This window comes from Shewanella hafniensis, from assembly GCF_019655335.1.
GTDB classification, from domain to species: Bacteria; Pseudomonadota; Gammaproteobacteria; order Enterobacterales; family Shewanellaceae; genus Shewanella; species Shewanella hafniensis.
Genome location: NZ_BPFD01000014.1, coordinates 58,718 through 72,104 on the forward strand (window position 1 = coordinate 58,718; position 13,387 = coordinate 72,104).

Here is a 13,387-nt window from a genome sequence, read left to right on the forward strand (position 1 = left end):
AGGGAAATGTCTATAAAAGTCTGCATTTGCAGGCTTTTATCATTTCATTCACTTCACTTGCTTATAGATTGTGCAGTTAGGCGGGATATTAACAGATCTTGTCGATTAGCGCTTGATCCCTTAGAGGGCATGGGGGATAATCCTCGGCGTTCAAGCAAGCACTTTGGTTTATCTCTTTCAAAGTAATGCTCGAAGTTATGGTGACCCTAGGGTCCCCCCGCAATGATAACTTGTGAACTCGGCCAGGCCCGGAAGGGAGCAACCGCAGCAAGCGACTCGTGTGCCGGGGTGTCGGCTCTAGGGGAACCTCCAATTCGATTATCCCCTCTGTTTTATCCCTTTAACTTATTTATTCAGTTTCTATATCTAATCAATTTGTTTAATTCAACATCCTAACGAACTGACTATTTCTGTTTTCTGCCGTTGATCCTTTCTAGCGTGAATATTTTACGCAATACGATAATCCATTGTTTGTCTCTTTCCTGCCACTGCACTGGCTAAAATACTCTTATCAGTCAGTCTTTTTCGAGATTAACGATTGGCTTCGGCTTCTTCCTGTAATCTTTTTTGCAGATTTTGTTTAAGGAAGGCGCGGGACTTTTCGAGTGCGGTTTGGATCTCACGCTTTAATTCCTGCAACTCGTTATAGTCTTCAAAGAAGTAGGTATCGACGAGGTGGCGTATGTAGCGCACAGGCAGTTGATTTAAGGTCACACAACATAAGTCGGCGAGATAGTCTTCAGGAAGCTCGTCCATAAGTCCTTCATCTGACAATATTTCCATTAAAAGAACTTCGTAGTAATTACGGATTTCGAGTTGCATCGTTATGCTCCATGACGGTTTTCATTGAGTTTGCTACCACAAATGGTTTGCCGCAATAAAAAGTTGGCTGTGTCTTTGGCTTAATTGTAGTGCGTCTCTGCTGTAGCCGCCGCCTATCACGGCTGCAATTGGAATATTTTCCGATTTTGCCATTGATAACACAGTTAAATCCCGTCTGAATAGCCCTTCTTGACTGATATTAAGCAAGCCGAGATCATCATTTTGATGGATATCGACCCCTGCATCATAAAGAATGAGATCTGGCTGGTGGATGCGGATGAGTAAGGCGAGTGTTTGCTCCACGGTTTCGAGATACAGATTGTCATCGCTGCCTTTGGTCAGCTCAATATCATGGTGGGAATGCTGCTTACGACTTGGGAAGTTCTCTTTGCAGTGAATTGAGCAACTGATTATGCCTTGATGTCGCTGGCTGAGGGTTGCACTGCCATCACCTTGATGCACATCGCAATCAAATATCAGTACCTTGTGTACTTGTTGGCTCGCGATAGCATTCTTTGCCGCGAGGATAAGGTCGTTGAAAATACAATAGCCGCTGCCAAAATCGTAATGGGCGTGATGATAGCCACCCGTTAGGTGCAGGGCAATACCTTGATTTATGGCTAATGAAGCAGTGAGTGTGGTGCCAGCTACAGAATGCAAGGTGCGCTCGACTAAGGCGTCACTCCACGGAAAACCAATCCGTCTAAGCGCTGCAGTTGGCAAAGTGCCCGCGATAAACTGCTCTACGTACTCGCGTTGATGCACTTGCATTACATCTTGTGCTGTCATGGCCGTTGGCGTATGAAACTGGGCTGGTGTGGCCAGCTGATTATCGAGTAAGTACTGCCGTAAATGCGCGTATTTGGTTGTAGGGAATCTGTGGTGAGGAGGAAGCGCCAGCTTGGAATAGCTGGCGTGATAAACCAGTGGGATCAGAGTCAATATTGACTAAACCTCGTTATCTCAAGTCGTTACAGCTGTGAAATTGCCCAGCTCATAAATTCTTTACGCGTTTTCTCATCCGCTTGTAGCCACCAGTATTGCAACATTTGTTGTGGATTAGCGGCTGTCGCTTTAGAGGTGTCTACGGGGGCAGTGAGTGACGTCGCGCTAACGGTCGCCGATGTCGCTACGGGTGCTGGTGCAACGGCTACTACTGCGCCTGCAGCACCGGTTGCGGCTGCGGCAGTTCCCGATACGTCAACAGCTTGATTACCACTGAAAAGGCGAGAGACAAAGCTTTCTTCTTCTAAATTGGTATTCACCACTTGGAAATTGACGTTGCCTTTGTCGCTACGGGTCAATTTGATTTGTGGGTTTTGCGCGTAAACTTTTGGCTTTTTGACGACTTTGCCTTCGGCGGCTTGGAGGTAATATTGATAGTCGCCATCAACGTCTAAGGTCACGATGAAAGGGGCTGATTTAACAAAGGTTTGGCTATCGCTAAAATCGTCTTCTACCATCTCATGGTAACGAATGGCGATTTTATGCGTGCCAGGTGTCAATTCTAAGCTGCTTTTATGGTTGAATACGCTGGACTCGACTTTTTTACCATCGAGTGCAAGGTACTCAAAAGACATCGGAATGTTGAGATCTGCGGCGAAGGCTGAAGCAGAACCGAGTAATACTAGCAGGCTGCTGATTGGCAAAAGTGATTTCAATTGTTACTCCTTAACGATTATTACTCTGATACGGACGTTCGAATATTTGAATGCGATCTTCTATATAACTAATAGCTTGCCTGCATTTTCCTAGACGACGATGCATCAAAAGGATGTCATTTTGCAATTTTATTTTGTCAGCACTATGACAGTTTTCAAGTTTTGATTCCATTTCTTCAATTTTTTGTTCAAATTTTTTCGCCCAATTCAGGTGTTTGTTCAATTCTTCATAGATCTCGTGACTATTTTGCATCACGTTATTGGCGATCCAATCGAAACCGCTGGCTTGGTGAGACTGATTCTGACGCTCGGCAAAACGGGCGCGACTACTGGCGCGCTGTTGAGTTTTAGACTTAATGTCGATAGAAGTCGTTAGCAAGGCCCGTTTGACGGCGGTGAATCTGTCTTGGATCCGCTCGCAGCTGAGGGCAATCGTCTGGGGGGCGAGTTTGAGCTTAATTTGTTTTTCGAGCTGTATAATGCTGCTACGAATTTGTTCAATACAGGGGCCGAGTTGGGCGCCGTGTTGGACAAACAGCGAGTGATTAAAGCGCTCCGTTTCTTGCAGGAGTTTGCGCTGCGGCGGCGCGAGTCGATTATCGTGCTGCAGTACTTCTTGCTCTAGCGCTTTGAGCTGATTTTTCAGCATCACCAGTAATTGTTGGGTGTTCACAACCATGCGCTCCATGCCAAATTCGCTGCAATCATTAGCACGATCAAAATAAACAGTGGACGAATAAAGGGCATGCCAAATTTAATCGCGCAGCGGGCGCCGATAAATGAGCCTAACATCATGCACAATCCCATCCACAAACCTATTTGCCACTCTACCTGTCCAAGCCAGCCAAAGATAGTCAATGCGGTCAAGTTGCTGGTAAAGGTCATTGCACGGGCAAGGCCGCAACTGTGTAGTAGAGGCAGCTTGTATAAAGAGCCGGATGTGACAGTCCAAAATGCGCCTATGCCTGGGCCGGCAAAACCATCATAAGTGCCTAAAGCGAGTCCCTGTAGCCATTGTTGCTTGGCAGGTGGTTTGCTGCTTGGGGCTTGGCAGTTAACGTCCGATATCGCATTGGGGCTGACTAAACTGTATATGGCAATGCCAATGATCAGCAAGGGCAGGACTTTTTCGAGCCATTGGGTATCGACTAAATAGACTAAAAAACTGCCCAAGACTGCGCCAATAAAGGTGGCAATAAAAGCCATGTACCAAAACGAGGGTTTAAAGAGGTGCTGGCGATAATAGGTCCACGCCGCCATTGAAGAGCCAAAACTGGCGGCTAATTTATTGGTGCCTAGTACTGTGTGCGGTGCAATGCCTAAGGTTAACAGTGCGGGGATCGACAAAAGGCCACCGCCGCCTACGACGGCATCGATGAATCCAGCGATAAGACCTATAACTGCCAACAGGGCCCAATGACTGGGCTCGAGTAACAATTCCAAATTTTAATCCTACTCTATGACACGTCTAAAGGGCGGTAAGGCGTCCAACAAGGACTTGCCATAGCGTTTAGTGACTAACCGCCTATCTAAAATGGTGACTCGGCCATAATCTTGTTCTTTACGCAGTAATCTACCACAACTCTGAATAAGCTTACGTGAAGCATCTGGGATAGTCAGTTGCAAGAAGGGATTGCCGCCTTTGACTTTGACATATTCCGCATGGGCTTGTTCAACTGGCGAGGTTGGCACCGCAAAGGGCAGTTTAGTGACGATCAAGTTCGTCAGATAATCGCCGGGTAAGTCGAGGCCTTCGGAGAAACTACCGGTGCCGAATAATATGCTCGGTTCACCTTTATCGCACTTAGCTTTATGATTTTCGAGCAACTGCTGCCGTGGCGCATTGCCTTGAATAAGTAGCTCAGTGGTGAGTTTACCCTCAAGTAATTCAACTACTTTTTCCATCTGCCAGTAGGATGCGAATAACACTAAGGTGGCCATTTCGCCTTCAATCAGAGTAATGATTTGCTCGGCAAGTTCTGCCGTATAGGCATCGTCCGTCGGCTCGGTACGCATTTTGGGTAAATAAAGCGTGGCGTTATTGGGATAATCGAAGGGCGATTGTAAGGCTAAATAACGGCTGCCATCGTTGAGTGATAACCCGACTTGATGCACAAAATGGTCGAAGTTATTGAGTGCGCGCAGCGTGGCGCTGCATAAGACTACGCCCGCGGCTTTTTGCCACAGCATAGATTCCAGCATAAAGCCAACTTCGATAGGCGAGGCGCTAAACAGATAATCCACTTGTTTTCCTGTAATGAGCTCAACCCAGCGCGCCATAGGGGCACCTTTATGTTTATCTTCCTTGGCCATCATCTTCCACAATTTTTGTAGATTTTCGAGCCTTTGCAGCATAAATCCGGTTTCGGCTAACAGTGCTTCGGATTGATGTTTAGGAATGTCGCCATCTTTAATCGCCTCGGCCAACAGTGACAGCATTTTATTAAACTGTTTGAGGGCAAGATTAGCGGTCACAGCAAGGTTTTCAGCCAGAATGAGTAATGAGTCCGGCAGTTTGCCGTGCTCAAAACGCAGACGGTTTTCAGGATTGGCAAAGTGCTTAGTTTGGGTATCGCAGTAGTGGGCCACTTGATTGAGCTGACTGATAAGATCGCCTAAATGATCTTGCATTGCCTGCGCGGGGGCGATGATATTGTTGCTCTTTATTTGGTTTTGTAACTTGGCGCAGGTTTTACCAATTTTTTCGAGCCAGTCGCATGCGCCCCTCAGCGTGGCCTGTGCACTGGAGAAATCCCGCGCCACAATCGGTAAGTGATGTGCCTCGTCGATAACATAAAACACGTCTTCTGGATCGGGCAATATCACGCCGCCACCGAGCTCTAAGTCGGCGAATAACAAGCTGTGGTTGGCAATGAGTACATCCCAGGTATCGACATCTTCACGGGCTTTATGGAACGGGCAATTTCTGTGGCTGGCGACTTGACGATGACAGCTGTGTTTGTCGCAGGCGATTTGTTGCCACAGGTGATCGGGCAGCGGTACGGCTAAGGTATCGATTTCACCGTTCCAGCGACCTTCGTTATAGTCTTTTAACAGGCCATGCATCATAGCCACTTGGCTATTGTCAGGCTTAGTTTGCCACATGGCCATTTGTGTACTGTTGTCGTCACCGATGAGCATCGCCAGTTTCGATAGACATACATAACGTTGTCGACCTTTGACTAGGCCAAAGCGGAAATTTAAGCCGGATTGCTCAAGGAAGAAGGGCAAGTCTTTATGCAGTAATTGTTCTTGCAGGGCGACGGTCGCGGTGGCGATACAGACTTTTTTCTTGCTCGCTAATGCCAGTGGAATGGTACCGAGAATATAAGACAATGATTTACCGATACCAGTGCCTGCTTCGACCACTATGATGCGTCTATCTTTGTCATAGTCGCCGGCGAGGGTCTTAGAGATTTCCGCCACCATATAGTTTTGTTCGCGGCGCGGCCTAAAATGAGGCAAGGCGGTAGCGATATCCTTATAGATGGCGCGGATCTGGGTTTTTACATTGTCAGGTAACATGCGTCACTACTTTATCGAATTAATGCTGTACATAATAACAGTGATTGCATAGCCTAAGAAACTTTTCTGCCATTTGGCGGCATTTAAATTGAGTAGCTATACGATTTGGGAACCCATGCGATGAAGCCTAAGGCAACAACGGCCGTTAGTGTACAAGGTCGAGTCTTAACACGCCATGCGATTCATCGTCATGGGAGTTTAGTGTTGCAGTATTATCTGGCGACCGCCCAAGGCCCTGTGCTGGTGGAAGTGCAAGGCACCGAACACATTTGTTTTTGTCATCAAACGGATGTGGCGGCTCTACAGTTACAAACGCCGGGTCAAGCATTGCGGTTTGTGCCATTAGCACTCAAAAGCTTTAAAGGCGGCTCCGTCAGTGGAGTTTATGCTAAATCGAGCAACAGCTTACGTACCTTACAGCGCATCGCAAAAGATGCCGACATTCCCTTATTTGAAGCGGATATTCGGCCCGAACAGCGTTATTTAATCGAGCGGTTTGTGGCGCTGGATGTGGCATTTTTAGGGCATTTCTCTGCGCCGACTAGCGACAGTCTTAAGGCTAACTCGTTGCCGGTGTTTATCGCCGAGCGGGCAAAGAGTATTGCCCCTTTAACGGCGGTGAATTTACGCTGTATCTCACTGGATTTTGAATGCAGCTTTGAGGGCTTACTCTATTCGGTGGCGCTATATGGTCAAGACAGTAGCCAAGCCGAGGGGCAAGGCAGCCTCAAGCAGACTTATGAAAAAGTGATTATGGTGGGCGAAGCTGAATCAAACGCCCCCGAGTATATTGAATGGGTGGTCGATGAAGCTGCACTTATTCATCGATTAATCGCGTGGTTCCATGAGTTTGATCCTGATTTTATTATCGGTTGGTCAGTGGTGAGCTTCGATCTCGCGCTATTGTCACGCCGTGCATTATTACACCGTATTCCACTCACCATTGGCCGCGGTGGCGCTAAGCTCGATTGGAAGGTTGATAATAAATTTCGCCCAGAAACCTTAGTCTTACCGGGCCGTGTGGTACTCGATGGTATCGATTGGCTTAAGGCGGCTTTTTATCACTTTGAGCGTTTCTCGCTTGAATTTGTGTCGCGGCAATTATTAGGTGAAGGCAAGGCCATTCATAACGTCGATAATCGCGTTGAAGAAATTGACCAGCTGTTTAAGACCGATAAACAAGCCTTAGCGCATTACAATCTTACCGATAGCCGCCTAGTATGGGATATTTTTACTCACACTCAATTGTGGGATTTTGCCCTCGCGCGTGCAGAGCTGACAGGTTTAGAACTTGGGCGAGTAGGGGCTTCGGTGGCGGCGTTTAATCATTTGTATTTACCGCATTTACATCGAGCGGGTTATGTCGCTCCAGCAGAGCCTGCCAGTGATGGCATTGAAAGTCCTGGCGGCTACGTGATGGATTCTGTGCCGGGTCTGTATAAACACATCTTAGTGTTCGATTTTAAAAGTCTGTATCCCTCCATTATTCGCACCTTTTTGATCGATCCTAAGGGATTGATTGAAGGCTTGCAGTTGCCGGAGTCTGACTGTGTTGCGGGGTTTCTCGGCGGCCGTTTCAGTCGGCAACAGCCTATTTTACCTAAGCTTATCCAAACCTTATCTGAGCAGCGAGAACAGGCCAAGCGTGAACATAATGCGCCGTTATCCCAAGCGATAAAAATTATCATGAACTCGCTGTATGGGGTTTTAGGTTCTCAAGGCTGCGTGTTCCATGATGCAAAGTTAGCAAGTTCGATCACTATGCGTGGCCATCAAATCATGAAACAAACCCGCGCATGGATAGAAGAGATGGGCTATCAAGTGATTTATGGCGATACGGATTCGACCTTTGTCTGGCTTGGCAGCGAGCCTGATCTCTCAGACATTAACGCCTTGGGTAACATTCTGGCGCAGGATATCAATGCTAAGTGGCAGTCTAAGATCTGTGCTGATCACCAAGTTGAGAGTTTTCTCGAGTTACAGTTTGAACGGCATTACGAGCAGTTCTTTATGCCAACCTTAAGAGGCTCATTAGAAGGCAGTAAAAAGCGTTATGTTGGCGCGTGGCGCAATGCGAGCGATGAACTTGAGCTTATCTTTAAAGGTATGGAACAAGTGCGCAGTGATTGGAGTCCCTTAGCGCGCAAAGTCCAAGAGTCACTCTATGAGCGAATGTTTAACCAAAGGGATATCAGTGTTTATTTAGCCAGCGTGTTTGAAAAATTGCTTGATGGTCAGTTGGATAATGATTTGGTATTTCGTAAACGCATGCGGCGCAATATCGAAGATTACACGGCTAAATCTTCACCACATGTTAAAGTCGCCCAGCAACTATGTGGCATAACAGGTGACAACACTTTTGGCAAGCGTGGAGCGCAAATTGATTACCTGATTACTGTAAATGGACCGGAACCCTTACTGTACAGAACGTCACCAATTGATTACCAATACTACATTGATAAGCAAATTGGCCCTATTGCAGAGCCGGTATTTTCGATAATGAAACTAAACTACATGGATATTACGTCAAAGCAGTTGCTGTTAATATAGTGTTTTTAATGTTCTTCATGTGTTGCTATAAGTGGCGAGTGTAGCGTTTTAACCTGTTTTATAGAGGTTAACTGGTTTGTTTTTGTGATGTTAATCGACATATTCTTTAGGTTTCGCTTTGAGGGGATATTGAAAATTTGCTACCCTTTAAGTGGAAATTGTAAGGAAATATAACAACGGAATGACGTTGGCAAAACATAAACAAAAAAAGGTTAAGCACCAAATGAACAAGACGTTAGTAGCAACTGCGCTTGCAGCCACGTTTTTAGTACCATCAGTCTCAGCTATCGAGATCTATAAAGATAATAAAAATGCCGTAGAAATCGGTGGTTTTATTGATGCACGCGTGATCAACACTCAAGGGGAAACAGAGGTTGTTAACGGCGCATCTCGCATTAATTTTGGTTTTAATCGTGAGTTGACTGACGGTTGGAAAGCCTTTGCTAAATTGGAATGGGGTGTGAATCCAGTTGGTAATAGCGATATTGTCTATAACAATCGCTTCGAATCTGTTCAAGAAGAGTTCTTCTATAACCGTTTAGGTTACGCAGGTCTGTCCCACGACACTTATGGAACACTGACTATCGGTAAGCAGTGGGGCGCTTGGTACGATGTCGTTTACAACACTAACTACGGTTTTGTGTGGGACGGCAACACTGCAGGTGTTTACACTTATAACAAAGATGACGGCGCGGTAAACGGCGTGGGTCGTGGTGATAAAACGGTCCAGTATCGCAATGCCTTTGGCGATGTTAGCTTCGCAGTTCAAGCGCAGTTAAAAAACAGCAGCTTCTATACCTGTGATACAACGGATGATATTTCACAAGCTCAGTGTCAAGCGAACTGGGAAAGCGGTGATAAAGCAGCTCAACAAGTAGAATACAATTATACTTATGGTGGCGCACTGACCTATAAAGCCACTGATATGTTGACTCTAACTGCGGGTGTTAACCGTGGTGAGTTTGATGTGAGTTTTGGTAACGGCGAACAAACCACAGCGGTTGATCTTATCTACGGTGCAGGTATCACTTGGGGTAACTTCGATAACGATGGTTTATATGCCGCAGCGAACTTTAACAGACAAGAAAACCATGACACTGATAATATTGGTCGTTTGATCAAAGATGCCTATGGTATTGAAAGTTTAGTTTCATACAAGTTTGACAATGGCCTACGCCCATTCATTTCTTACAACGTGCTTGATGCCGGTAAAGACTACGTCATTCAACCTAACTTTAATGCCGATCCTAACGATGAGTTCAAACGTCAGTTTGTCGTGGTTGGTTTGCATTTTGTATGGGACCCAAACACGGTGCTGTACGTAGAAGCACGTAAAGATTACAGTGATTTTTCTGGAGAACATGAAACCAGAATGTCGCTTTCTGAAGATGACGGTATCGCAATCGGTATCCGTTACACTCTGTAAACCGGATTCGCGCATATTCTAACCATAGGCAGCAAGGCTATTGTTTAGGATTGTGGTGCTTGTCAGCATGATATTAAAGCCCGAAGCATAAAGTTTCGGGCTTTTTGCATTCATAACGCGATTAAACTCAGTAATAGCATCTCCGACGATTTAAGTCTTAGTCTCTCCTGCCAGCCGAATCGAGCTCATGCAATTATGCTGTAATTTTAAGCTATCTCATTCCCTAAAACGACTTATGTACAAATAACCATCACACGAGGCATCCTAAAATGGTACGAGTGTATTATTTATGGATGAGTTGTTGATTAAGTGTTTCAAATGTGATTTTATTGCTCTCGATATTGACATGGTTGCAACTCAGGTTGCGATAGAGCAATTTACGCTATCTACATATAGATGTAGATGCAGAATATAAGAAAAACACGATTTATCCAGGGAGATAGACAATGTATAAGAACAATTTTTTAGCTAGCTCAGTGCGTTGCGCATTGATCGGCGGTGTGGCAGCCGCTACATTGAGTGCTCCAGTAGCTTTCGCTGCTGAAGAGCCTGCAGCAAAAGTTGAGCGTATCGAAGTAACTGGTTCGCGTATTAAGCGTACTGATTTAGAAACTGCTAGCCCTATTTCTGTGTTCTCTTCAGAGGATATTGCTGCTTCTGGTGCTGTGACATTAGAAGATTTTGTGCAAAATATACCCGCAATTAACGGAGGTGCTGAAGGTTCTTCTGTAAATAATGGTAGTCGTGGTTATGCAACAGCTTCATTGCGAGGATTAGGTTCCGGTCGTACATTAGTTTTAATTAATGGACGAAGATTTGCTTCTGGTGATTTGAACTCTATACCTACAGCATATGTAGAACGAATTGAAGTTCTTCGTGATGGTGCATCAACTGTTTATGGTTCTGATGCCATCGCAGGTGTGATCAACTTTATTACTAAGAAAGATTTTGAAGGTGCTGAATTTAATGTTCAGTATGACATTACAGGTGAAGGTGATGGTGATAAAACATTACTATCATTAACAACAGGAACTTCATCTGAGCGCGGTAATGTAGTTTTATCTCTGCAATATACAGATCGAAAAGCTATTGGACAGGGAGATCGTGATTTTTCTGCGTGTCCTATTTCTGAAAATGCTGATGGTAAATATTGTGGTGGTTCTGGCACAATTCCACAAGGACAGTTCTTCTATGCAGATGGAACGCCAACAGCTGATGGTTATGTAAAAGATAAAACGACAGGCCAAGTTCGTTTGTTTGATCCTACAAAAGATGCATATAACTTCTCTCCTGCTAGTTATATGGTCACCCCACAGGAAGTGTTTAGCGTTAATGCGGCGGGGCGATATGAGATCACTGATACTTTATCAACATTTATTGAAGGTGGTTTCACTAACCGTCAGTCAGATCAGTTGATGGCGCCTGAAGGTACATTTTGGGGACCATTGATGCCTGCATCTAACCCATATAACGTAGCTGGTGAAGATATTTATGTGGTTCGTCGTTTGTCTGAAACGGGTGGGCGTGGTTTCTCACAAGACTTCTCTGATTATCGTATGGTGTTTGGTTTCGAAGGGTCGTTAGGGAATTATGATTGGGATTTATCCTATAACTTCGCTCGTTATGTAGATACACGTTTAGATACTGGTCGTGTTAACCCGACTCGTGTTGATACTCTGCTAGATCCTGATCTGTGTGCGGCTGATTCTGATTGTCCGGAAGTTTGGAACATATTAGAAGAAAATACCCTCACTCCTGAAATGTTGTCTTACATGTTAGTGCCAAACTCACCAGTGGTTACGGGTGAAACTCGCCAACTACAAGGTAACATATCGGGTGGTCTAGGGTTTGAATTACCAGGTGGTGAAGTAATGTTCGCTGCGGGCTTCGAAAAACGTTGGGAAGAATATTCAAATACACCAGATGGCGCCGCGTCAATTGGTCAAATCTATTCAGTGGCTGGTGAGCCAACATCTGGTGAATACTCGGTAGACGAACTTTACACCGAAATTGATTTACCAATTTTAGAAGGCTTACCGTTTGCTGAGTCTTTACGTGCAACCGCTGCGGTTCGTTACTCTGACTTCGATTTCTTAGATGACAGTTCTACTAATACTAAGTTTGGTTTAGAGTGGGTGCCACTTGAGGGCTTATTAGTCCGTACAACTATCGCTGATGGTTTCCGTGCACCTGGTATCAGTGAGCTTTTTGCTCCGCAAGCTGAAACTAACTTAGCCTACACTGAACCATGTAAAGCCTATGGTACCGGTGCTCAATCGGCAACTGTTAAAGCAAACTGTGCTGCAGAAGGTTTACCTGGTAACTTTAATTTGTCATCAAATCAATCGAGTACGGTTGTCGGTGGTAACCCAGATTTAAAACCTGAAGAATCTGAGAGTTTCACAGCTGGTTTTGTATACAGTCATGATATCGGCATCACAATGAGTGTTGATTATTTCAATATCGAAATTACCAATGGTATCGGGACAGCTGGTACAGACAACGTGATTAATGGCTGTTGGAGCTCAGAGAATTTCTCTAGTCCATTATGTCAATTCGTTCAAGGTCCAGGTTTAACTGGCGATGCGCCACATGCAACTTCACCATATCGCTCTGCACTTGGTACAGTTGCAGGTGTTCTGTTAACCAACGCTAACTTATCGACATTTGAAACTTCTGGTTATGACTTTGACTTTACGTATAAGACCGAAATAGGTAGTGGTAATTTTGCTGCAACATTAAACGGGACTTATTTAGACCAGTATGACTACGTGCCTTTTGATGGCGCAGACAAAATTGAAGCAGCAGGTAAAGTAGCGGCGGATCAGTGGGAAACTACCCTAGCTGTATTCTCTAAGTTACGAACAAACTTGAACTTCTCTTATTCTATGGATAACTGGTCTGTTAGCTGGCAGTCACGCTTCCAGTCTGAAGGCGAAGATTTGTATGCAAGTGAAGATAACCTAGACAACGTTGCAGATTCGATCTGGTACCACGATGTTCAAGGTACATACTATGTATTTGACAATACAGCGTTAACTGTCGGTATTCGTAACTTGTTTGATGAAGAGCCTCCATACATCACTAACAACCAAGATATGAACACTATTCCTGTGTCATATGATACTGCTGGTCAGTACTGGTATGCTAAAGTGAACGTGAAGTTCTAATTAAGTTGAATTAGTTCGCGTAAAAAGCCAGCCTTAGGGCTGGCTTTTTTATAAGTTGAGTAGGGAAATAATAAGATGCGATCCGTATCGTTAAAGGAACAATTTGCCCGAATTCAACACCGAAGTGCGACACTCGACAATTAAGCAGCTAACTGGTGAAACACCACCGCAGGCTGCTTAAACTTCAAACACTTTTTGGGTCGATAGTTAATTCTATTCTGAGCAAATTCAAT

Annotated in this window: 9 protein-coding genes and 1 other RNA gene; 4 read left to right on the top strand and 6 right to left on the bottom strand. The window is 45.0% G+C overall.

From position 1 onward, the window contains the following. Positions 1–206: 206 nt before the first annotated feature. Positions 207–304: signal recognition particle sRNA small type (gene ffs / locus K5Q99_RS06550), an RNA gene on the top strand. Positions 305–531: 227 nt separating this feature from the next. Here the strand turns inward: ffs and K5Q99_RS06555 are convergent. Genes K5Q99_RS06555 through dinG form a run of 6 tightly spaced genes read right to left on the bottom strand, consistent with a single transcriptional unit; the run spans position 532 to position 6,008 of the window. Then, positions 532–822 (bottom strand): late competence development ComFB family protein, encoded by a 291-nt coding sequence (locus tag K5Q99_RS06555; RefSeq protein WP_028760452.1) that lies wholly within the window; start codon positions 820–822, stop codon positions 532–534. A gap of 33 nt (positions 823–855) precedes the next feature. Beyond that, on the bottom strand, positions 856–1,764 hold the full coding sequence (locus K5Q99_RS06560; protein ID WP_198555427.1) for a histone deacetylase family protein: 909 nt from the start codon (positions 1,762–1,764) through the stop codon (positions 856–858). A 29-nt stretch (positions 1,765–1,793) separates the two neighbouring features. Then, positions 1,794–2,483 (bottom strand): DUF2057 domain-containing protein, encoded by a 690-nt coding sequence (locus K5Q99_RS06565; RefSeq protein WP_220776398.1) that lies wholly within the window; start codon positions 2,481–2,483, stop codon positions 1,794–1,796. A 10-nt stretch (positions 2,484–2,493) separates the two neighbouring features. Further along, entirely contained in the window at positions 2,494–3,162 is a 669-nt protein-coding gene (locus tag K5Q99_RS06570; RefSeq protein ID WP_283107623.1) for a primosomal replication protein, read from the bottom strand. Further along, on the bottom strand, positions 3,153–3,926 hold the full coding sequence (locus K5Q99_RS06575; protein ID WP_106650157.1) for a sulfite exporter TauE/SafE family protein: 774 nt from the start codon (positions 3,924–3,926) through the stop codon (positions 3,153–3,155). Before K5Q99_RS06575 ends, K5Q99_RS06570 begins: the two co-directional genes overlap by 10 nt. A gap of 9 nt (positions 3,927–3,935) precedes the next feature. Then, on the bottom strand, positions 3,936–6,008 hold the full coding sequence (gene dinG, locus K5Q99_RS06580) for an ATP-dependent DNA helicase DinG (protein WP_220776399.1): 2,073 nt from the start codon (positions 6,006–6,008) through the stop codon (positions 3,936–3,938). A 120-nt stretch (positions 6,009–6,128) separates the two neighbouring features. Here dinG and K5Q99_RS06585 point away from each other — a divergent pair, with 120 nt between their 5' ends. The 3 genes from K5Q99_RS06585 to K5Q99_RS06595 all read left to right on the top strand — a co-directional run bounded on the left by K5Q99_RS06585 (position 6,129) and on the right by K5Q99_RS06595 (position 13,154). Further along, positions 6,129–8,558 (top strand): DNA polymerase II, encoded by a 2,430-nt coding sequence (locus K5Q99_RS06585; protein WP_220776400.1) that lies wholly within the window; start codon positions 6,129–6,131, stop codon positions 8,556–8,558. A gap of 223 nt (positions 8,559–8,781) precedes the next feature. Beyond that, entirely contained in the window at positions 8,782–9,984 is a 1,203-nt protein-coding gene (locus K5Q99_RS06590; protein WP_220776401.1) for a porin, read from the top strand. 446 nt (positions 9,985–10,430) lie between these two features. Beyond that, on the top strand, positions 10,431–13,154 hold the full coding sequence (locus tag K5Q99_RS06595) for a TonB-dependent receptor plug domain-containing protein (RefSeq protein ID WP_220776402.1): 2,724 nt from the start codon (positions 10,431–10,433) through the stop codon (positions 13,152–13,154). The last annotated feature ends 233 nt before the right edge of the window (positions 13,155–13,387 follow it).